The organism is Collinsella sp. AF16-8, from assembly GCF_003462695.1.
Lineage (GTDB): Bacteria > Actinomycetota > Coriobacteriia > Coriobacteriales > Coriobacteriaceae > Collinsella.
This window is the reverse complement of the sequence record NZ_QRXX01000007.1, coordinates 116,092-136,520: the sequence shown is the minus strand read 5'-3', so window position 1 is coordinate 136,520 and position 20,429 is coordinate 116,092. Positions and strand designations below refer to the sequence as shown.

16 protein-coding genes are annotated in these 20,429 nt (G+C 63.9%); 6 read left to right on the top strand and 10 right to left on the bottom strand.

Annotated features, from left to right (window positions below; translation table 11 throughout):
- Positions 1 to 29 precede the first annotated feature (29 nt).
- From def to gltX, 3 genes are all read right to left on the bottom strand, one after another.
- A complete protein-coding gene (gene def / locus DWW73_RS07560) occupies positions 30 to 566 on the bottom strand; it encodes a peptide deformylase (protein WP_117779211.1) in 537 nt (178 codons plus the stop codon).
- Positions 567 to 584: 18 nt separating this feature from the next.
- Positions 585 to 3,038, bottom strand: coding sequence for a primosomal protein N' (priA, locus tag DWW73_RS07555; RefSeq protein ID WP_117779210.1), 2,454 nt, complete (start codon positions 3,036 to 3,038; stop codon positions 585 to 587).
- Positions 3,039 to 3,248: 210 nt separating this feature from the next.
- The gene (gene gltX, locus DWW73_RS07550) at positions 3,249 to 4,724 is read right to left on the bottom strand and encodes a glutamate--tRNA ligase (protein ID WP_117779209.1); all 1,476 of its coding nucleotides are present in this window, start codon (positions 4,722 to 4,724) and stop codon (positions 3,249 to 3,251) included.
- 303 nt (positions 4,725 to 5,027) lie between these two features.
- On the opposite strand from gltX, the gene metK reads away from it, so the two are divergent.
- From metK to DWW73_RS07520, 6 genes are all read left to right on the top strand, one after another.
- Complete coding sequence (metK, locus tag DWW73_RS07545) at positions 5,028 to 6,308, top strand: methionine adenosyltransferase (protein WP_117779208.1); 1,281 nt, start codon at positions 5,028 to 5,030, stop codon at positions 6,306 to 6,308.
- Positions 6,309 to 6,618: 310 nt separating this feature from the next.
- Positions 6,619 to 8,226, top strand: a complete 1,608-nt coding sequence (gene sdaAA, locus DWW73_RS07540) for an L-serine ammonia-lyase, iron-sulfur-dependent, subunit alpha (RefSeq protein ID WP_117779207.1) — start codon at positions 6,619 to 6,621, stop codon at positions 8,224 to 8,226.
- A 149-nt stretch (positions 8,227 to 8,375) separates the two neighbouring features.
- The gene (locus DWW73_RS07535) at positions 8,376 to 10,100 is read left to right on the top strand and encodes a L,D-transpeptidase (protein ID WP_158563801.1); all 1,725 of its coding nucleotides are present in this window, start codon (positions 8,376 to 8,378) and stop codon (positions 10,098 to 10,100) included.
- Positions 10,101 to 10,232: 132 nt separating this feature from the next.
- Positions 10,233 to 11,654 (top strand): efflux RND transporter periplasmic adaptor subunit, encoded by a 1,422-nt coding sequence (locus tag DWW73_RS07530; RefSeq protein ID WP_117779205.1) that lies wholly within the window; start codon positions 10,233 to 10,235, stop codon positions 11,652 to 11,654.
- On the top strand, positions 11,654 to 12,427 hold the full coding sequence (locus DWW73_RS07525; RefSeq protein ID WP_055250391.1) for an ABC transporter ATP-binding protein: 774 nt from the start codon (positions 11,654 to 11,656) through the stop codon (positions 12,425 to 12,427). Before DWW73_RS07530 ends, DWW73_RS07525 begins: the two co-directional genes overlap by 1 nt.
- Entirely contained in the window at positions 12,424 to 13,638 is a 1,215-nt protein-coding gene (locus DWW73_RS07520) for an ABC transporter permease (protein WP_117779204.1), read from the top strand. Before DWW73_RS07525 ends, DWW73_RS07520 begins: the two co-directional genes overlap by 4 nt.
- A gap of 208 nt (positions 13,639 to 13,846) precedes the next feature.
- On the opposite strand, the gene cobK is transcribed toward DWW73_RS07520, so the two are convergent.
- From cobK to DWW73_RS07485, 7 genes are read right to left on the bottom strand one after another with little or no spacing between them, the layout of a single operon-like run.
- Positions 13,847 to 14,620 carry a precorrin-6A reductase gene (cobK, locus tag DWW73_RS07515; protein WP_117779203.1) on the bottom strand — a complete coding sequence of 258 codons (774 nt, stop codon included), beginning with the start codon at positions 14,618 to 14,620 and terminating at the stop codon, positions 13,847 to 13,849.
- The gene (locus DWW73_RS07510; RefSeq protein ID WP_117779202.1) at positions 14,617 to 15,258 is read right to left on the bottom strand and encodes a precorrin-8X methylmutase; all 642 of its coding nucleotides are present in this window, start codon (positions 15,256 to 15,258) and stop codon (positions 14,617 to 14,619) included. Before DWW73_RS07510 ends, cobK begins: the two co-directional genes overlap by 4 nt.
- Positions 15,259 to 15,774 carry a cob(I)yrinic acid a,c-diamide adenosyltransferase gene (locus tag DWW73_RS07505; RefSeq protein ID WP_117639409.1) on the bottom strand — a complete coding sequence of 172 codons (516 nt, stop codon included), beginning with the start codon at positions 15,772 to 15,774 and terminating at the stop codon, positions 15,259 to 15,261.
- A complete protein-coding gene (locus DWW73_RS07500) occupies positions 15,771 to 17,270 on the bottom strand; it encodes a cobyric acid synthase (protein ID WP_233509161.1) in 1,500 nt (499 codons plus the stop codon). The genes DWW73_RS07505 and DWW73_RS07500 overlap by 4 nt, the downstream gene beginning before the upstream one ends.
- Positions 17,263 to 18,486 carry a histidinol-phosphate transaminase gene (locus DWW73_RS07495; RefSeq protein WP_158563800.1) on the bottom strand — a complete coding sequence of 408 codons (1,224 nt, stop codon included), beginning with the start codon at positions 18,484 to 18,486 and terminating at the stop codon, positions 17,263 to 17,265. The genes DWW73_RS07500 and DWW73_RS07495 overlap by 8 nt, the downstream gene beginning before the upstream one ends.
- Complete coding sequence (cbiB, locus tag DWW73_RS07490) at positions 18,483 to 19,457, bottom strand: adenosylcobinamide-phosphate synthase CbiB (protein ID WP_117779199.1); 975 nt, start codon at positions 19,455 to 19,457, stop codon at positions 18,483 to 18,485. Before cbiB ends, DWW73_RS07495 begins: the two co-directional genes overlap by 4 nt.
- Complete coding sequence (locus DWW73_RS07485) at positions 19,457 to 20,413, bottom strand: histidine phosphatase family protein (protein WP_233509160.1); 957 nt, start codon at positions 20,411 to 20,413, stop codon at positions 19,457 to 19,459. The genes cbiB and DWW73_RS07485 overlap by 1 nt, the downstream gene beginning before the upstream one ends.
- Positions 20,414 to 20,429 lie beyond the last annotated feature (16 nt).

Genomic DNA, 20,429 nt, shown 5'->3' with positions numbered 1-20,429 from the left:
GGGGGGGGGCGCCCCGGGGACGGACAAACCTACTCCGTCTCGCCCGGTCGAGCGCCGCGGGCCAGGGCGTCCTGGTACTCCTTGACGGCCTTGATCCTCTGCATGGGCTTCAGTCGCTCGAACATAGTGTTGCCATGCAGGTGATCGATCTCATGCTGCAGGCACACGCAGAACAGGTCGCCCGTAGCCTCGTAGCGAATCAGGTTTGCGTCCAAGTCGTACGCCTCGACGACGACATGGTCGGGACGCTCGATCTCGCAGCTAATGCCAGGGATGGACAGGCAGCCCTCGCTAAACGGCACAAGATGGTCGCTCTGCTCCACGATCACTGGGTTGATGAGCACGTACGGGTCATAGTCGTTCTTGTCGGTGTAGTCGCAGTCGATGGTGACGAGCTGAATGAGTTCGCCGATCTGCGGGGCAGCCAGACCGCAGCCGCCGTTCTCGAACATCATCTTCTTCATCTTCTCGGCAAGCGCCTCGATCGCCGGGGTAATGTCCTCGATGACGGCGCACTCCTGGCGCAGACGAGGGTCGGGCGACAGTACGATTCCGTTGGCTTCCATGGCCATCCTTTCGGGTTGTTACATCAAATCATAGGCGTCGACGTCAACGCTCACGCTCACGCCGCGCACAGAGCCCACCTCTTTGAGGCAGGCGTCGATATCATCAGAGACATGGTACCCCACGGGCGACTTCACAAGCAGATGGAAGCGGTAACGATCCTTGGCTCTCTCGATTACACACGAAGCCGGACCCAGCACCTGCGGCACGGCACTCCCCGCCCGCAAAAAATCGGGCGCGGCGGCATGCCAGCGGCGCTTAAGAAGCTTTGCAATACGCCCGATGTAGTCCTGCGCGTCGTCTCGGTTCGCCGACCACACCAAGATGTTGACCAGGCGCACAAACGGCGGGTACAGCGCGTCGCGACGCTGGTCCAGGTCGTAGTCGGTAAAGATCGAACGGTCGTGCTCGGCGACGGCGCGAATGACCGGGTCCCCGGGCAGGTAGGTCTGGATGATGACCTCGCCAGGGCGATCGCCACGACCGGCGCGGCCCGCGACCTGCTCCAGCAAATCGTAGGCGCGCTCCCCTGCGCGGAAGTCCGGCAGCTTGAGGGCGAAGTCGGCATTGACCACGCCCACGAGCGTGACCTCGGGAAAGTCGAGACCCTTTGCGATCATTTGGGTGCCCAGCAACACGGCGCAATCGGCCGCATCGAACTGCTCGAGCAACTTTTTGTGTGCATCCTTGCCGCGCGTGGAATCGGCATCCATGCGAATAATGGCGACGTCCTCGGGCAGCATCTGGTGCAGCGCGTCCTCGATCTGCTGAGTGCCCAGCCCCATTTTTGCCAGGTAGCGACTGCCACATTTGGGGCAACGGCTCGTGAGCGCGGGATACGGCTGCACGCGCCAAGACGAACCGCATGTGTGACACTGCAGCGTGTGCGTGCGCTCGTGATACGTAAGCGCGGTGGAGCAGTGGTTGCAGGTGGGAACGCAGCCGCACTCGCGGCACATCAAAAACGGCGCAAAACCGCGGCGGTTGTGCAGCAGCACGGCCTTTTCGCGGCGCTCGACCACACGCTCCAGGCCTTCCATCAGCGGTTTTGAGAACATGGAGCGGCTGCCGTGTGCGAACTCGCGACGCAGGTCGGCAATGCGGACCGTAGGCAGCACGGCGTGTCCGGGGCGCTCGGGCATCTCGACACGCGTCCAGGTGGCACCGTTATACATGCCGCGGCGGCAGCGGTCGAGGGCCTCGGCAGAAGGCGTGGCCGACCCCAGCACGAGCGGGCAGCGATAGCGGCGCGCCATCTCGGCTGCCACCTCGCGCGCATGGTAGCGCGGACTGGAGCCCTGCTTGTAACTAGTCTCGTGCTCCTCGTCGATGATGATGAGACCAAGGTCGCTGAGCGGGCAAAAAAGCGCCGAACGAGCTCCCACGACCACACGCGCGGCGCCACTGGCAACCATGTCCCACTGGTCCAGGCGCTCGCCAGCCGAAAGACGCGAGTGGAAAACCGCGACCGTCTCGCCAAAGCGCGAGCGGAAGCGGCCGACGGTCTGGGCTGTCAGCGATATCTCGGGCACCAGTACGCAGGCTGAGCGGCCGGCCGCGAGCACGCGCTCGATAGCGGAAAGGTAGACCTCGGTTTTGCCGGATCCAGTGACTCCATCGACTAGGACCACGTCGCCGTGAGCGTCAAGGCGTGCGCGCTCAATCTGCGCGAGGGCCTGTCGCTGACCGTTGGTGAGTGCCATCGGGGCCTTGCCGCTCGCCGAGGACAGCGTGGTCTGCTCGTTGCAGCCACGCCAGGCGCGGCGCTCCTCCACAACCACGACGCCGCGTTTTTCGAGCGCCTTGATGGTCGCCGACATGCTGTTATAGAGAAGGTTGAGGTCGCGCGTCGTGACCGGGCCGCACTGGAGCGCCTCGATGAGTTGGCGCTGGCGGACCGCGGTCTTGGGCGGCGTATAGTCGAAGCCTTCGGGCGTGAGCATGACCCAGCGATTTTGGATGGGTTTGACGGCTGGACGTTCAACCGTCCACACGCCGTCGTCACCCTTGACCACACGCGGACTGCCGCCCGGGGGCAAAAACAGGCGCAGGCACTCGGAAAGCGTTGCGACGTACTCGTGGCTCATCCAGCGTGCGATACGGGCGGCTTCGGCGGTAAAGAGCGGTTTGCTGAGGATAGCCTCGACGGCTTTAATGCGCACGGGGTCGAGGGCGTTGTTACCCTGCAGGTCGCCCAGCTCAGGCGCAATGTCGACGACATAGCCCGCGGCGGCACGGTTACCAAAGTGAACCAGGACCGTGGATCCGATCTGCGCCTCGTTGGCAAGGGACTGGGGAATGCAGTAGGCGAATGGCTCGGACAGCGCTCGGGTAGGAATGTCGAGAACCACGCTCGCGTAGGCGGCAGGGGGCTCGGGCGCAGGCTTAGACTGAGCCGAGGCAGCGGCAGGCTTGGGCTTCACCGGAGCTTCCTCCGGTTCCGGCGAACCAAACAGCGACAGTTGTTGAGCCATACACCACCTCTAACGAACGGACCTGAAAGGGGTGGGACAAAATAATCAGTAGAGTTTGTCCCATGGCCGATACGAGTGTCGAGCTCGTTGCGTCACTCGAACATGGGACAAACACTACTGATTATTTTGTCCCAGCAACCCACTCATCGGTACAGAAACAAGAGCCCCGCTCGAGGGAACGGGGCTCGGATACATGCGTTTGCGCGTCTACTACAGCGCCATCGTGCGGGCGCGGTCGATGCGCGCCAGGCAGTCGTCGCGGCCGACGAGCGCCATGGTCTCGCCCAGCGGAGGGCTCACCATGTTGCCGCAGACGGCGACGCGCACGGCCTGGAACACCACGCGTTTCTTAAGGTCCATCTGCTCGGGCAGCGGCTCAAGCGCGGCGTCGATGGCCTCGGCAGTCCACTTGTTCACGCCCTCGAGCGCGGCCTTGGCGGCATCCAGAATGGCGCCCATGCCTTCCTTAGCCAGGCCCTTGTTAACGGATTTCTCGTCATACTCGAGCGTCTCGGCCGTAGCGAAGATGGGAGCGGCGACGGTCACGGCGTCGGCCGGCATCTTGGTGCGCGGCTTGACGATGGCGGCAAGCGCGTCGATCCAGTCCTCGCCGTACTCGACGTTGCCCTCGATGAGACCCGCCTCGTGCAGCTCGGGGACCATGATCTCGTCGGCAAACTGGGCATCGGACATGCCGTTGATGTACTCGGCGTTGACCCAGTCGAGTTTCTTGGGGTCGAAGGTCGCCGGGTTCTTGGAGATGCGGTCGAGCGAGAACTTGCTGGCCAGGACATCGCGCGGGATGATCGTGGTCTCGCCGTCGAGCGACCAGCCGAGTAGCGCCAGGTAGTTGACGAAGGCGTCGGACAGGTAACCGGCGTCGCGGTACTCCTCCACCGAGGTGGCGCCGTGCCGCTTGGAGAGCTTCTTGCCGTCGGCACCCAGGATCATGGAGATGTGGGCGAACGTAGGCACGGGCGCGCCGAGGGCCTCGTAGACCATGACCTGGCGCGGGGTGTTTGACAGATGGTCGTCGCCGCGGATGACATGGGTGATCTTCATCATGGCGTCGTCGACGACGGTCGCGAAGTTGTACGTGGGCGTGCCGTCGGAGCGGAAGATGACGAAGTCGTCGAGCTCCTTGGCATCGAAGGTCACCTCGCCGTGGACGGCGTCGTGGATGACGACGTCGCCGCGGTCCTCGGGCACCTTAATACGCAGGACGTAAGGCTCGCCGGCCTCGATGCGGCGGCGGGCCTCCTCGGGATCAAGATTGCGGCAACGACGCTGATAGCCCTGGAAGGGGTCCTTGCGCTCCTGGGCGGCCTTGCGGTCGGCGTCGAGCTGCTCCTTGGTGCAGAAGCAGGGATAGGCCTTGCCCTCGTCCCAAAGCTTCTGAGCGGCCTGCTTGTACAGGTCCAGGCGCTCGGTCTGGGCATAGGGGCCAAAGTCGCCGCCCACCTCGGGACCCTCGTCCCAGTCCAGGCCCAGCCAACGCATGGCGCGCAGGATGATCTGCGTGTTCTCATCGGTGGAGCGGGTGGGGTCGGTGTCGTCGATGCGCAGGATGAACGTGCCGCCGTTTGCGCGGGCAAAAGCCCAGTTATAGATAGCGGTGCGGGCGCCGCCGATGTGCAGCTTGCCCGTCGGTGAGGGTGCAAAGCGGACGCGAACGTCTGATGCCATGGAAATCTCCTCGATTGCAGGATGGATGTCTAACCGCATCAGTATAAAGCAACAAAGCAACCTCCGCACAAAGGGCACCGACCTACTCATTGGGGACAGACTTAAATGACCAGTCGTTGGGAACGTTCTTAAACGACTGGTCGTTGAGGAAACTCTTCGGTAAGGCTGATCATTTAAGTCTGTCCCCAATGAGTAGGTGCGGAAAGCGTGTGAATGTTTGATTTACGCGCTATGATGTGCCCTTGCATAGAGAGCCCGGCGGAATGGTAACGGTCGCCGGGACACGTTTTTGAAAGGACAATCATGTCAGAAGAACTTCGTTCCATCCCGCCCCAACACGGGTCCTTTGTTTTTACGTCGGAGTCGGTGACCGAAGGTCATCCCGATAAGATCGCTGACCAGATCAGCGACGCCGTCCTCGACGCAATCCTCGCCAAAGAAATAGAGCTCCAGGAGCAGGGCTACATCGCCCCCAACGGCGTGCCTGCCAACGTTGAGAACGTCCGTTGCGCCTGTGAGACCCTCGTGACCACCGGCACTGTCATCGTTGCCGGCGAGATTCGCACCCAGGCCTACGTCGACGTACAGGAAATCGCCCGCGGCGTTATCCGTCGCATTGGCTACAACCGTGCCAAGTTCGGTTTTGACTGCGACACTTGCGGCGTTATGAGCCTCATCCACGAGCAGTCGCCCGATATCGCCCAGGGCGTTGACGAGTCCTTCGAGACCCAGACCGGCGCTACCACCGACCCGATCGACCTGATCGGCGCCGGCGACCAGGGCATGATGTTCGGTTATGCCTCCAACGAAACCAAGACCCTCATGCCCATGCCGCACTACCTGGCGAGCCGCCTGGCCGAGCGCTTGGCCGCCGTGCGTCACGACGGCACCCTCGCCTATCTGCGTCCCGACGGCAAGACCCAGGTCACCGTGCGCTACGAGGAAGGCAAGCCCGTCGAGGTCACGACCATCGTCATCTCCACGCAGCACGCCGCCGAGATCGAGGACATTGGCAAGATCAAGGCCGACCTCATCGAGCACGTCATCACCCCGGTCATGGCTGCCGAGAACATGCCGTGGGACAACGCGGACATCTATGTGAACCCCACCGGTCGCTTTGTCGTAGGCGGCCCCATGGGCGACACGGGCCTGACCGGCCGCAAGATCATCGTCGACACCTACGGCGGCTACGGCCGTCACGGCGGTGGCGCCTTTAGCGGCAAGGACTGCACCAAGGTCGACCGTTCCGCCGCGTATGCCGCGCGCTGGGTCGCTAAGAACGTGGTCGCCGCCGGTCTGGCCGACCGCTGCGAAGTCGAGCTTGCCTACGCCATCGGCGTTTCCAAGCCCCTCTCAATCATGGTCGACACCTTCGGTACCGCGCATGTTGCCGAGGACAAGATCGTCGAGGCCGTCGAGAAGACCTTCGACCTGCGCCCGGGCGCAATCATCCGCGACCTAGACCTGCGTCGCCCCATCTACGAAAAGACGGCAGCCTACGGTCACTTCGGCCGCGAAGACGCCGACTTCGCCTGGGAAAAAACCGACCGAGTCGAAGAACTCAAAGCAGCCTGCGGCCTGTAAGCTAGCGGCAAAAGCTACAGCCAAATCGAAACGCACCAAAAGAGGTACCGGACCAACCGGTACCTCTTTTTTATTAACCGGTGGTGAAGATGAGCCGACCTGGGACGCAGAATAGGTTCCCAGCTGATGAATTTTGCAGCAAGCGTGCCCCTACCATGTATCCTAAGTTCCGAGGGCTTTGGTATTTGGTCGATCGCGAGTTCCGCACGAGCCGGAGGCCACTTAATGTGGCCTCTGTGCGAGCCAGGACTGTAGAGCAGGCGACCAAATACCAAAGCCCTCGGAACGACGGGATAGAACAGGAGCGCATATGGCAGGCAAGCCGCAAACACTAGCTACGACCTCGGCATTCGAGATCTTGGGGCCCGTCATGGTCGGCCCCAGCTCATCGCACACCGCCGGCGCCCTGCGGTGCGCCCAAGTTGCCGCCAGCCTGCTGGAAGGCCGCATCACCAAAGTCACCTTTGGCCTGTGGAACTCCTTCGCCCACACCTACCGCGGCCACGGCACCGACCGTGCGCTCGTCGCGGGCATCCTGGGCCTCGACACCGATGACGAAAACATCAAGCAGGCCTTTGACCTCGCACGTGAGCAGGGCCTCGAATATCACTTTGACATCAAGGGCGACGACGCCTCCATCCACCCCAACACCGTCGACATCGATATGGTCGACGCCACGGGCGCCACAGCAGAGGTCCGCGGCGAGAGCTTGGGCGGCGGCAAGATGCGCATCAGCCGCATTAACGGCGTCGGCGTCGACATCTCGGGTATGTATTCCACGCTCTTCGTGGCGCACCAGGACGTCCCCGGCGTGCTCGCAGCGCTCACCAACCTGCTCGCCTACGCCCATGTGAACATCGCCTTCTGCCGCACCTACCGCACCGAAGTGGGCGGCCAGGCCTACTCCGTCTTTGAGACCGACGGCGCCCCCGACGACACCGTCGTCCCCATGCTCCGCAAGCTCGACAATGTCGATTACGCGACCTTTATCGAGCTCCCCGGTTCTGCCTCGTCGCTCTCCCCCGGCGTCTCGGCAAAGGAAATCTTCGACGACGGCGAGCAGCTGCTCGATGCGTGCAAGGAACTGGGGCTCAACATCGGCGCCGTCATGGCCGTGCGCGAGGCACGTCTGACCGGCGAGGCACACGCTATCGCCGCCATGCGCCGCGTGCTCGACGTCATGCGCGAAGAGACCACAGCCCCCATTTCCAATCCACAGCGCTCGCTCGGCGGCCTCATCGGCGGCGAGGCAAAGCTTGTCGATGCCACCAGCCGAAACGACCTGAGCATAAGCCTGATGGGCGCCGTCCAGACCGACGCCGTGGCCCGCGCCATGGCCGTGCTCGAGCGCTCCGCCACCATGGGCGTGATCGTCGCAGCTCCCACGGCAGGATCCGCGGGTGTTGTGCCCGGCTGCGTGCTGGCGCTCGCAGACCATCTGCAGCTGGACGACGAGCAGGTCATGGATGCCCTTTATTGCGCCGCCGCCATCGGCCTCAACCTCACCACGAGCGCCTGCGTTGCCGGCGCCGAGGGCGGCTGCCAGGCCGAGGTCGGAAGTGCGGCCGCCATGGCTGCCGCCGCGCTGGTGCAGATGCTCGGCGGCACACCCGAGCAGGCGCTCGATGCCAGTTCCATCGCGCTGAGTAATCTGCTGGGCCTCGTTTGTGACCCCGTCGGTGGCCTCGTGGAGGTGCCCTGCCAAAACCGCAACGCCATCGGTGTGGCAGCCGCCTTTAGCTCCGCACAGCTTGCCCTCGCCGGCATTAAGAGCCTGGTGCCGTTTGACCAGATGGCGCACGTCGTGCTCTCGGTGGGCCACGCGTTGCCGGCCACGCTGCGCGAGACGGCAAAGGGCGGCATCGCGCAGGCTCCGGCCGCACTTTCGGCCTGTGCAAAATGCGGTGTGTGCGGATAGCGACAAAGAACGACTCGAAGGTGGGACAAATGTCCCAGCTCTTTCGAATGCCACCGTTTCCGTACCACAAACAGCAGGGCAATCGCTATAATGCAAGCCCAGTAAAAACACGATGAGCCGCAAGGCGAAATTCGAAGGATATGCATACGATGTCGCAAAACGATCGAACTCAACTGATTCCCGATCCGCAGCAGCCGAGCAGGCACACCGGCGGCGTTCAGTCGCCGCGTCCTATCGCGCCGAGCCACAGTCAGCAGCGTGGTGCGGCAAACGCTTCGCAACGCCCGAACCAGCAGCGCCAGCAACGTCAGCAGCGCCAGGCAAACGGCAATACGCCCAAGCAGCCCCCCACGCACGGTCGAGGCGATCGCGGCCCCGCGCGCAAACCCGCCGAGAACAATAAGTCAGGAAAAAAGACGACGCTCTTTGTCGTCCTGGGTCTTATCGTCATTGTCTATATCGTAGGCGTCGTAGCGTTTTCGCAGGTAGCCTACCCCAACACCACCATCGCCGGCGTCGACGTCTCGTTCTCAAACGCTTCGTCTGCCGCCACCAAGGTCAATTCGGCGTGGAAGCACTATAAGCTCACCGTGGCGGGCGATGATTTTAGCTGGACCTATCAGCCCGAGTCCGATGAGCCCATTGTCGACGGCGAAGCTGCCGCAAAAGAGATTATCAGCCGCAACGAAGCCATTGTATGGCCGGTTCGCCTTGTAGAATCCTTAAGCGGCAAGACCAAAACAACCGCTAGCTCCAACGAAGTCGATCTTGATCAAGACGTCGACCTGTCCATGCTCTCCGACACCTTTGACCAAAAGCAGTTTGAGAAGGATCTGGGCGCCGCCATCGACGAGTTTAACGAGGGGCGTTCGGGCGCGTTCGAGGCCAATAGCTCCTATGACGAGCAGGCCGGCAAGTTTACCGTCGAGAAGGCGCGCTCCAACGAAAAACTCAACCGCGAGCATGTCATTAAGTATGCCGAGCTCGAGCTTGCCTCGCTGGCCGAGACCGTAGATCTTTCCAAGCTCGGCAACGATGCCTATGAGCCGCTCAATGGAACGCTGACCGATGATCAGATTCAGGCCGCATGCGATGCCGCCAACAACTTCTTGGGCGTCAACGTGACCCTCAAGCTCAACGGCGAGGATGCCGGCAAGGTTGATGGCAGCTCCGTGTTGCAGTGGATCAGCTTTGCCGATCCGGCCAACCCCACGCTCGATACGTCGCAGATCAGCAGCTGGGCAGCCGAGCTCGCCAACGGCTTTAATACCGTGGGCTCCACTCGCTGGTGGACGCGCGCCGATGGCAAGCAGTGCGCCGTCGAAGGCGGCGACTTTGGTTGGTCCATCGACAGTACCTCGCTCGCCAAGCAGGTCGAAGACGCCATTAACAACAAGCAGACCGGCGAAATCGATATCAAGTACTCCCAGAAGGCCGACACCTTTACCGCAAAGGGAGAGCCTGACTGGAAGGCATACGTCGATGTCGATCTGTCCGAGCAGCACGCGCGCTACTACGACGAGAGCGGCAATATTGTGTGGGAGGCCAACTTTATTTCCGGCAAACCGGGCGAAGACGCCACCCCCGAGGGCGTATGGCAGATCAACAGCAACGATGGCGCCAGCAAACTCATCGGTGCCAAGGACCCCGAGACCGGCAAGCCCAAATACGAGAGCCCGGTTAGCTACTGGATGCCGTTTGAGGGCAATATGGTCGGATTCCACGACGCCACCTGGCAAAACGATTCGAGTTTCGATAACGCCGAATCGTACAAGTGGTGCGGTAGCCACGGTTGTATCAACCTGCGTCTGGCCGATGCCAAGTCGCTCCACGAGCGCATCAAAGTCGGCCTCTGCGTGGTCGTGCACTCGTAACGCAGCTAACGTCTACAACAAGTAAACAGCACGGCGACAAAACTTACAGTACCGTCATCCGCAACTTCTATACGCCCGCCTATCGCGACGGGCGTATATACTTATCGGAGCCATATCGATAAAGGAGACGCTATGTCCAAGGTCCCCACGATCAATCCGGGTCCTGACGATTCCGATCGCATGCCCCAAGATGCCACCGAGACCCTGCCGATTATCAGCGCTGCAGACACCAAGCAGCCCCAAACGAGTCTCGACGATTCGACCGATATCTCCGATGAAGAAGCCTATGCAAAGCTCAAGGCAAAGCGTGCCGAACGTCGACGCAAAAAGCTGATTCGACGCGGCATTGCCGCCGGCATCGTGGGTGTCATCGCGCTCATTGCAATTGTCGCAACCCTAGTTATCAATGCGCAGCCGCAGGGCGCTAGCGGGCCTGTGACCGACATGGTGACCGAGGGCACGTTTACCACAACGGTCGAGGCGAAAGGCCAGCTCAAACCCATTTCGTCCTCAGTGGTCTCCCCTTCTGTCGACGGCACGGTCGATTCGATCAACGTGCAGGCAGGCCAATCCGTCAACGAGGGCGACGTGCTCATGACCATTAAAAACGACGAGCTCGATCGCAACGTTGCCGAGTCGCAGCGTGCAGTAGCAGCCGCTCAGGAAGACCTCGCCAACGCGCAGAAAGCCGCAGCTGCCGCGCAGGCCACCCCAACGACGGACGTCGATGGAGCTTCCGCAGCGGCTGGCATCTCCGCCGCATCAGCGGACACGAACGCTGTATCGGCCGCGCAGCGCAGCCTCGCATCGGCCCAGGCAAACCTCGATCAGGCGAACGCCAAGGCCGCCAGCCGTACGGTCACGGCCCCGAGCTCGGGCAGCATCGTGGAGCTCAACGCCAAGGTCGGCGCCACGGTAACAGGCGGAATGATCATGGGCGAAAGCGATACGAGCGGCAGCAAGCAGTGCATGCAGATCGCCGACCTGTCCAAGATGAAGGTGACGGTTCAGGTGGGCGAAAAGGATATCGCCAAAATTGCCGTGGGCCAAAGCGCCAACGTGACCTACCCCGCGTTTCCCGATATCGTGAGCCAGGGCACCGTCACGGCTATCGCCTCGGTGGCAAACTCCGACTCCTCCTCCGGGAGCGGCGGCAGTGTGACCTTTAACGTCGACATCCTCATCGAAGCACCTGACAGTCGCCTTAAGCCGGGTATGACTGCCGAGGTCTCGGTAGTGACCGAGAAGCTCGACGACGTGGTGATGGTGCCGACCATGGCGCTGATGACCGAAGATGGCGAGCACTATTACGTCAATTTTGCCACCGATTCGGAGGGTAAAAAGACGCGCCGCGTGAAGGTGACCGTCGTGACGCAAAACGACAACGAGGCTGTAGTCGGTAAGACGCAGGTCAAGCGCGACGACCAGGGCAACGAGATCAACCCAGACGTCCCGGTTACCAAGTTACGCGACGGCGACACCATCGTGACGGATACCGGCACAGGCATGACGGCAGACGGCGGCGACAACATGCCTGCCGACGAGGGCAAGTAATGCGTCCCGTCATCGACATCCGCAACGTGCACCGCATCTTTGAGAGCGAGGCCGGTTGCGCCCACATCCTGCACAACGTGAGCCTGGCGGTGAACCCCGGTGAGTTCGTCGCCATCACCGGCCCCTCGGGCTCGGGCAAGTCGACACTCATGAACATCCTGGGCTGCCTGGACAAGCCGACGGCGGGTGATTATTTCCTGCAAGGGCTCAACGTCGCCGAGCTCGACGATGACGAGCTCACCGAGGTGCGCGCGCTGAGCATCGGCTTTGTCTTTCAGAGTTTTAACTTGCTGCCGCGTCTGACGGTGATCGAAAACGTCATGCTGCCGCTGTCCTACACCAATGTGCCGCGTAGCCAGCGCGAGATGCGCGCCGTGCACGCGCTGCAAGCCGTCACACTGCCGGTCGACCATTGGGACCACCGCATATCGGAACTCTCGGGCGGACAGATGCAGCGCGTCGCCATCGCGCGCGCCCTCGTCAACGACCCGCCCATCATTTTGGCCGACGAGCCAACGGGAAATCTAGACTCGACAACCGGGGCGCTCGTCATGGAAACCTTCCACAAGCTCCAGAAACGCGGCAAGACCATCGTACTCATCACGCATGACCCCGGCATCGCCGCCGAGGCCGATCGAGCCGTAACCATCCGTGACGGGCGAATCCATGACGGCGCATATGTCGCGCATACACCGAATACGTTACGCGGGGCCGTCAAAAACCTGCCCGCGATTTCTGCAACCACCAATCAGCCGAAAGGAGCGAAGGCATGAGCACCCGCGATCTTGTCCAAGAAGCCCTTCACTCGCTCGAGGCCAACAAGGGACGCAGCCTGCTCACCATCCTTGGCATCGTCATTGGCATCGCCTCGGTCATCGCCATGACCTCGCTCATCGGCGGCATCCAAAACAGCTTGGTCAACAGCCTGGGCCTCAACGCAGCCCGCATGGTGCAGATCTATTCGTCCCAAGAACTCACCGATTCGGACGTCCAGAAGCTTCAAAAACTGGTGCCGCAGATAGAGCAGATCGGCATTGTCGACAGTGCGTATACCGAGTACAAGTCTGGCGATAAAAGCTATACCGTCATGGCACAGGGTGTCGACAGCGACATGCTCGACGCGGTGGGTGCCAGCAAGCTCGTTGCGGGACGCGTCTATTCACAGGCCGAGTCTCAATCAGGCTCGCGCGTGGCGCTCATCAGCCGTGGCGGCGCCGATCAGCTTTACGGCAACGAACAGGACGCACTGGGGAAAACCATCAAGGTGTCCAACGGCGAGGTGCAGATTATAGGCGTGATTGATGGCGGCAGCGACTCCATGGGCTCGCTCACGCTGTATATGCCACGCGAAACCATCTCCGGCCTGTTTGGCGACGAGAATCCTTCATTCCCCAGCGTGACGGCACTTGCTGCCGAGGGCACGGACATGGACGAGCTCTGCAAGACCATCGAGTCTAAGGTGCGCGCGATGAAGGGCATCTCGGAGGATGATGAGTACGACAGCGTATCGGCGACCTCTATGAAAAGCGCCATCGATGCACTCAACTCGTTTATGGGCGCCTTCTCGCTCATCATGGGCGCTGTCGCCAGTATCTCACTGCTTGTCGGCGGAATCGGCATTATGAATATGATGCTTACCAACGTGACTGAGCGCATCCGCGAGATCGGTATTCGCCGTGCCTTGGGCGCCAGTCGCCGCGATATCACCGCGCAGTTTTTGGCCGAGTCCTCGGCGCTGTGCGTCACCGGTGGCCTGCTGGGTGTCCTGATTGGCTATCTGCTGGCCTGGGGCCTCGCGATGTTTGCCGCAGGATCAGGGGTTCTCAACGAGCTCGGTGCCAGTGGGGAGATCACACCGAGCTTTTCAATCGCCACGGTGCTGCTGGCCTTCGGCGTCTCCGTCGGCATCGGCGTAATCTTTGGCTTCTACCCCGCTCGCCGCGCGGCAAAGCTCAACCCGGTGGAGTGCCTACGCTACCAGTAAGCCTCCACCAACAAGTTACGGCGAATTAGGGACCGTTTGGGGGTGCGGACGCCGGAAACGTAGAGATCGGCCTCGCCGAAGTCGGCCTGGGCCCGGCAGGGCCTGCGTCAGCATTGCCAAAAACGCCTATCGAAAGGGCGAATCCTTCTTGACAGAACTACAGGAACACCCCCACGCGGGCGGGAGGGCGCGCAGGCGCGGCGAGCGCCTAGCGCGCGAACTCCCGTAAGAGCGCGTCTTCCACTTCCCGAAGCGAAAGGGCCCCGCCTCCCTCGGCGGGACGGGTGACCACGATGCAGCGCGCTCCCACGGCGCGCGCTGCGGCGAGCTTCTCAGCCGTGCCGCCTACGGTTCCCGAGTCCTTGGTCACAAGCCACTGGGCGCCCACCTGCCGAAGCATCGCCTCGTTGAGCTCGCGGGTGAAGGGCCCCTGCATGCCGATGACGTGTGACGGCGAAAACCCCGCGTCGATGCACTTCGTTATAGCACCGGGCAGCGGGAGCACACGCACAAAGAAGCGTTCCGCGAAATCGGCGACGCGCGTGTAGGGAGCAAGCTCCTTGCTCCCCGTCGTGAGAAGAACACGACCCGGGTTCTCGGAGAGAAAGCGCGCCGCGCAGGCGATCGACGCGACCGGCACGACGCCTTTGGGCAGCGCCTCGACCGGGCGCGCAAGGCGCAGGCATCGTGCACCCACGGCGAGCGAAGCGGCCCGGATGTTGCCGCTTGCGAGCGTAGCGAAGGGGTGCGTGGCGTCGACGACGAAGCGCGCGCCGGAAAGCTCGCGTTCCATGTCGGCATCGTCGAGCCTGCCCGCATGCACCTCGATGCCCGGAAGCTCGCCCAAAAGCTCGCCTCCGTACTCGGTTGCCGCATAGGCACGGGTGGGGATGCCCGCCCCGCTCGCCCATTCGCACAGAAGGCGGCCCTCGGTGGTGCCGGCGAAGATGCGCAGCGCCGGCGCGGATGCGGGCGCCGTCACTTCGGGCCGCCTGGGCGCGTGATCTGGTAGAGCAGCGCGTTCATAATGGCAGCCGCCACGGTCGAGCCGCCCTTGCGACCCCTCGCGACGATGGCCGGCACGCGTCGTGCGAGTAGCTCCTCTTTCGCCTCGACCACGTTCACAAACCCGACCGGCACCCCAACGACGAGCGCGGGCGCGATCTTCCCCGCGTCCATGAGCTCGGCGAGGCGCAGAAGTGCTGTGGGAGCGTTGCCGACGGCCACGATGAGCGGACCCTCGATGCCGCTAGCTTTGTCCATGCTCGCGACGGCGCGAGTCGTGCCCGCGGCGCGCGCAGCCGCGGCGACATCAGGGTCGGCCATGTAGCACACGGCCTTGCAGCCGAGCTTCGCGAGCGCGGGCTTGCTTATGCCTGCGAGCGCCATGTTCGTGTCGGTGAGCACCGTGGCCCCTGCGCGCAGTGCGTCGAGCGCACAGTGCGCGGCGTCATGGGTGAACACGAGGGAATCGGCGTACGAGAAGTCGGCAGTGGTGTGGATGACGCGCTTCACGACGGGCTCTTCGAGCGGCGGGAACGTGCGGCCGCCGAGCTCTTCGGTGATGATCTCGAAGCTGCGCCGCTCGATGTCGCCGGGCGCCATCTCCTTGGAATCCATCTAGTACTCCACTCCTTCCCTTGCACATATCCCCTGCTCGTAGGGATGTTTCTCGCACCGCATCTCGGTTATGTAGTCGGCCTTCTCCACGATCTTGCGGGAAGGCGCGCGCCCGGTGAGCGCTACTTCGACGCCGCGCGCGGACATATCGAGCGCGCGGTCCACGAGTGCCTCGTCGACAAGCCCCTTCGAAAGCGCGTCGAGCGCCTCGTCGAGCACGAGCAGTCCCTCTTGCGCGCCCTCGAGCTCGGCGAGCGCGGAAGCGAGGTTCCCATCGTGCAGCTCGCACGTCGCGGCAAGTTCTTCCGACGTCATCGACCAGGTAAACTTGTCCGACGCCTTCCCCGCGAACACGGGCACGCCAAAATGCTCGGCGAGCAGGCGCACCTCCCCGCTTTCGCCGTCTTTCAGGAACTGCACGACGACGACGCGGCGGCCTGCAGCGAGCATGCGAAGGGCGAGGCCCATCGCCGCCGTGGTCTTGCCTTTGCCGTCGCCATGATACACGTGGATCATACGCCCTCCTCGATAATGCGGTAGACATACTCCATGTCGAGCGCCCCGCGCACGACGTCGGCCAGACGGTCAAACTCGCGCGCACGGTGATCGGCCGCGGACGCCGCGCCCGCAGCACCCACGACGCTCTCGGGCAGGCCGCGCATGCGCGCGAGCGAGCGTGCGAGGGCGAGCGCAACCCCCGGTTCGTCGAACAGGCCGTGGAGATAGGTTCCGAACACGTTTCCGCAGGCCGCGCCTTCCGGTTTGCCGCCAATTGTGCCCGCAGGGGCGCAGGAGACGGTCGTTTCGCCGTCGTGAATCTCGTACCCGCGCGCCGTCATGCCGTTCCACGCCGAGAACGCGCCTTGGGCGCCCGTGATGCGCAGCTCCGACTGGGCGAGGCGCTTTTCCTCCTTGAACACCGTACTTGCAGGGATGAGCCCGAGCCCGCGCGCGGTGCCAGCGCCTTCCCTGCCGTGCGGGTCGGAAAGCTCGTCTCCCAAAAGCTGGTAGCCTCCGCATATGCCGAGCACCGGCGTGCCCGCGCCCGAAAGCGCGCGTACACAGGCTCCGATGCCGCTAGCCGCAAGCCAGCGCGCGTCGTCGAGCGTAGTCTTCGAGCCGGGGAGCACCACCAGGTCGGGTCGGCCCAGATCGGTCGTCGAGGAAACGTAGCGCACGCCCACGCCGGGCACGCGCGAAAGCGGGTCGAAGTCGGTGAAGTTCGACAGATGCGGAAGACGCACGACGGCGACGTCGATGACGCCGCGCGCCTCGCGGGCAGATAGGCGCGGCGCGAGCGAGTCCTCGTCGTCCAGGTCGAGCGTAAGATACGGCACGACACCCACGACGGGAACCCCGCACATCTTCTCGAGCGGGGCCAAACCCGGGCGCAGGATTTCCACATCGCCGCGGAACTTGTTCACCACAAGCCCCCGCAAAAGCGCGCGGTCCTCGGGCGCAAGGAGCGCGACCGTGCCGTAGAGCTGGGCAAATACCCCGCCCGGGTCGATGTCGCCCGCAAGCAGCACGGGGGAGGACACGGCGCGCGCGAGCCCCATGTTGACGATGTCATTTTCGGCAAGGTTGATTTCGGCGGGGCTGCCGGCGCCCTCGATGACGATGACGTCGTTTTCCTCCGCGAGCGAATCGAACGCCTCCAAAATCTGCGGCATGAGCGCCTTCTTTCGCGCGAAGTAGTCCCTCGCAGCGAAGGCTCCCTGCGCCTTGCCGGCCACGATGAGCTGGCTTCGGTGGCCGCTTTCGGGCTTGAGCAGGATGGGGTTCATGCGCACGTCGGGCGCGATGCCGCACGCCTCGGCCTGCATGATCTGGGCGCGCCCCATCTCGAGCCCGTCGGCCGTGACACCGCTGTTGAGTGCCATGTTCTGGCTCTTGAAGGGAGTCACGCGCAGGCCGTCCTGCGAAAGCACGCGGCACAGCCCAGCCGCAAGCAGGCTCTTCCCCGCGTTCGACATGGTGCCCTGGATCATGATGGGCTTCGCCCTACCCACGGGTATCGACCTCCTTCGCCGAGCCTCGGCCATCCGCGCCCGCCATAGCGCCGCTGCAAGAAGCGCCGCCCCGTTCGTCGGGTTCGCCTTCGCCCGATGCGCCTTCCGCCCGAAGCGCACGGCCGAACGCCATCGCAAGCCGGGCATTCTCCTTGCGCGTGCGCACCGCGACGCGGCACCAGAAACGGGACAGTACCGAAAACGAGTCGCACGTGCGGACCAAAACCCCCTGTTTATACAGGCGCTCGGGGATGTCTTTCGCCGGCGTGCGGACTAAAAGGAAGTTCGCATCCGACGGCACGACGGAAAGCCCGAGCGAGGAGAGCTCATGGGAAAGCCACGCTCGCTCGCCCGCCAATACATCGCGCGTGCGCGAGACGTATTCAACGTCCTCCAGGGCGGCGATGCCCGCGGCCTCGGCGACCGAGGAGACGGGCCACGCCTGCCCCGCCCGGCGAATCCCCTCGATGAGTTGGGCGTTTCCGCTGATCAGATATCCCAACCGCAACCCCGCCATTCCGTAGAGCTTGGTGAACGCGGAGAGCACGGCCACATGGCGCGAACACGCGGCGCGTGCGGCCACGCTCCTTTCGCGGGCGTCGGGCGCAAATCCGAGAAAGCACTCGTCCACGACGAGCAGCGCGCCCACCTGCTCGCAGCGGCAGGCCGCAGCATCGATCACACGGGGGTCGACGAGGCGCCCCGTCGGGTTGTTCGGATTGCAGAGGTACGCCACGTCTCTCGGCCCCTCGATCGCGCGGGCGAAGGAGGCAGGCACGTCGAAGTCGTCCGCTTCGGAGAGCGGGAACTCCTGCACGCATGCGCCGTAGTACGATGCCGCCTCCGCATATTCAGAGAACGTCGGCGCGCACACGACGAGGCGTTTCGAGCGCACCGCCGCGGCGAGCCGCCAGATGATGTCGGACGCGCCCGCGCCGCAGACGATAGTATCTTCGGGAATGCCCTGGTCGCGCGCTAGCGCGCGAACGAGGGCGAGGCTTTCCCTATCGGGGTAGGCGTCGATTCGAGAAAGCGCCTTGCAAGCTGCGGCGACGGCGCGCGGCGAGGGGCCTGCCGGATTCACGTTCACCGAGAAGTCAATGAGGTCGGAGGCACTCCCTTCGCAAGCGATGCCGAGCGATTGCGTGCTACCCCCATGCGCACGGGCGCGCAGGATTCCCCCGGCAGCCCGGGGCGCGGCGTGGTCTTCCCTCATGCCATCGCCCCCACGGCGAGCACGACCGCCGCGCGCGCGGCACCGAAGACGACGAGCGCGCATACGGACGCGGCGAGCATAAGCCTTGTCGCCCGGGCGATGTCGCCCCACTCGATTTCGCGGGACGCGTCGCCTATCGTCGGTTTCTCAACGAGCTTGCCGAAATACACCGCGGGTCCCGCCAGGCGCAGCCCGAGCGCGCCCGCGCACGCCGACTCGGTCTGCGCCGCGTTCGGGCTCGCATGGCGACGCCTGTCGCGGCGCCAGATGTGCGCCGCCCCGCGCGCGTCGAGCCCGACGATCGGGCATACGGCGATCATAAGCAGGGCCGATAAGCGCGAGGGAATCCAGTTCGCCGCATCGTCGAGGCGCGCCGAGGCGCAGCCGAAGTCGATGTAGCGCTCGTTTTTGTAGCCCACCATGCTGTCGAGCGTATTCACCGCCTTGTACGCCATGCCCAAGGGCGCACCCCCGATCATAAGGTAGAAAAGCGGCGCGATGACGCCGTCGCTCGCGTTCTCCGCCACCGTTTCCACGGCGGCGCGCGCGACGCCCTGCTCGTCGAGAACAGACGTGTCGCGTCCCACGATGAGCCCGACAGCTTCACGCGCCGCGACAAGGCCGCCCCTCGAGAACGCACGGGCCACGGCCAGGCTCTGGCGGCGCAGCTCACATGCCGCGAGAATCTGATAGCTCGCCCATGCCTCGGCCACGAAGCGCAGGCCGGAGTGAACCATGCCGCAAAGATGCAGGATTCCCCAGGTCAAAAGCCCACACGCAAGCGGAAGCGCCACGGCGAGCACAAGTCCTGCGGCGCGCGTGCCCGCGGACGTTTGCGGGAATGCGCGCCGCAGGCGGCCTTCGGCCCACGTGATCGCGCGCCCCATGGCGACGACGGGATGGGGAAGCCAGCGCGGGTCGCCGAAGGCAAGGTCGGTCGCGATCCCGGCGGCGACGGCAAGAATCGTCATCACCGGGCATCGCCCCCCGAAGCGGGGCGAACGTCGCGAAGGCAGCGCCCATCCCAGGTGGCGGCCCATGCGCCGCCCGGCTCGGTATGCACGTCGAAGTATCCCATTTTCGGGACAGCTAGCTCGGAGAGCAGCGCTTTCACGGTACCCGCGTGAACGACGAAGACGGCGCGCCCACTCCCCTGGACGCGCTCCGATTCGCACGCCTCCCGAAACGCCGCGACGACGCGGCGGGTGAAATCGCTCTTGCCCTCGCCATGCGGGCAGCGCGTCTCGCACCAGGAGTCTACCCAAGCGCGGTAGCGCGCATCCTCTTTAAGCTCGGCGGCGCTTCGCCCCTCGAAGTCGCCGAAATCCATCTCGCGCAGACCGGGGCACGCCATAAACTCCGCGTTCGGGAAGAGGATGCGCGCCGTCTGGTCGGTGCGGGCCATGCCGCTCGTGATAACACGGAACACGTCACGATAGCACGCGAGGTCGCGCAAAGCGCGCTCGCCCGCGCTCGACAGGGGCTCGTCGGTGCCCGCCCCGCTGTAGCGATGGTCTTCCGTGCCCGCCGTGGCACCATGGCGCACGAAGACGACTTCCAAAGGCGCGCCCGCACCCTGCGCCCATCGAGGTGCATCGGCAAGGTTTCCTTTGATGACCTGGGGAATCCCGCACGTCATGCGCACGACGACGTCGGCGCGCGCAGCGAGCGCGCATCCCAGGCGCCCCGCGCGCTCGCGCCATTGGGCGTCTTCCGCACTCATGGGGACGACCCCCGAGCCGACCAAGGGCAGAATCACTGCGTCGAAGCCGATCAGCCGCTCGAGCGCCCGGTCAGCGTCGAGCGCGCGTACGAGTTCCTCAGCATGGTATGCGACGCGGCCGGCAAAAGCCGCGGGCACGCCGCCCTCCGCAAGCTGCGCCGCGTCGACGAAATCGTCCGCCGCGAACCCGAGTTTTTCGCGCACGAAGGTCCTCTTCCCC

Bases quoted from the DNA above. Each gene is read 5' to 3' on its own strand.
- def (WP_117779211.1), bottom strand. From the start codon at position 566: ATGGAAGCCAACGGAATCGTACTGTCGCCCGACCCTCGTCTGCGCCAG.
- priA (WP_117779210.1), bottom strand. From the start codon at position 3,038: ATGGCTCAACAACTGTCGCTGTTTGGTTCGCCGGAACCGGAGGAAGCT.
- gltX (WP_117779209.1), bottom strand. From the start codon at position 4,724: ATGGCATCAGACGTTCGCGTCCGCTTTGCACCCTCACCGACGGGCAAG.
- metK (WP_117779208.1), top strand. From the start codon at position 5,028: ATGTCAGAAGAACTTCGTTCCATCCCGCCCCAACACGGGTCCTTTGTT.
- sdaAA (WP_117779207.1), top strand. From the start codon at position 6,619: ATGGCAGGCAAGCCGCAAACACTAGCTACGACCTCGGCATTCGAGATC.
- DWW73_RS07535 (WP_158563801.1), top strand. From the start codon at position 8,376: ATGTCGCAAAACGATCGAACTCAACTGATTCCCGATCCGCAGCAGCCG.
- DWW73_RS07530 (WP_117779205.1), top strand. From the start codon at position 10,233: ATGTCCAAGGTCCCCACGATCAATCCGGGTCCTGACGATTCCGATCGC.
- DWW73_RS07525 (WP_055250391.1), top strand. From the start codon at position 11,654: ATGCGTCCCGTCATCGACATCCGCAACGTGCACCGCATCTTTGAGAGC.
- DWW73_RS07520 (WP_117779204.1), top strand. From the start codon at position 12,424: ATGAGCACCCGCGATCTTGTCCAAGAAGCCCTTCACTCGCTCGAGGCC.
- DWW73_RS07510 (WP_117779202.1), bottom strand. From the start codon at position 15,258: ATGGATTCCAAGGAGATGGCGCCCGGCGACATCGAGCGGCGCAGCTTC.
- DWW73_RS07505 (WP_117639409.1), bottom strand. From the start codon at position 15,774: ATGATCCACGTGTATCATGGCGACGGCAAAGGCAAGACCACGGCGGCG.
- DWW73_RS07495 (WP_158563800.1), bottom strand. From the start codon at position 18,486: ATGAGGGAAGACCACGCCGCGCCCCGGGCTGCCGGGGGAATCCTGCGC.
- cbiB (WP_117779199.1), bottom strand. From the start codon at position 19,457: ATGACGATTCTTGCCGTCGCCGCCGGGATCGCGACCGACCTTGCCTTC.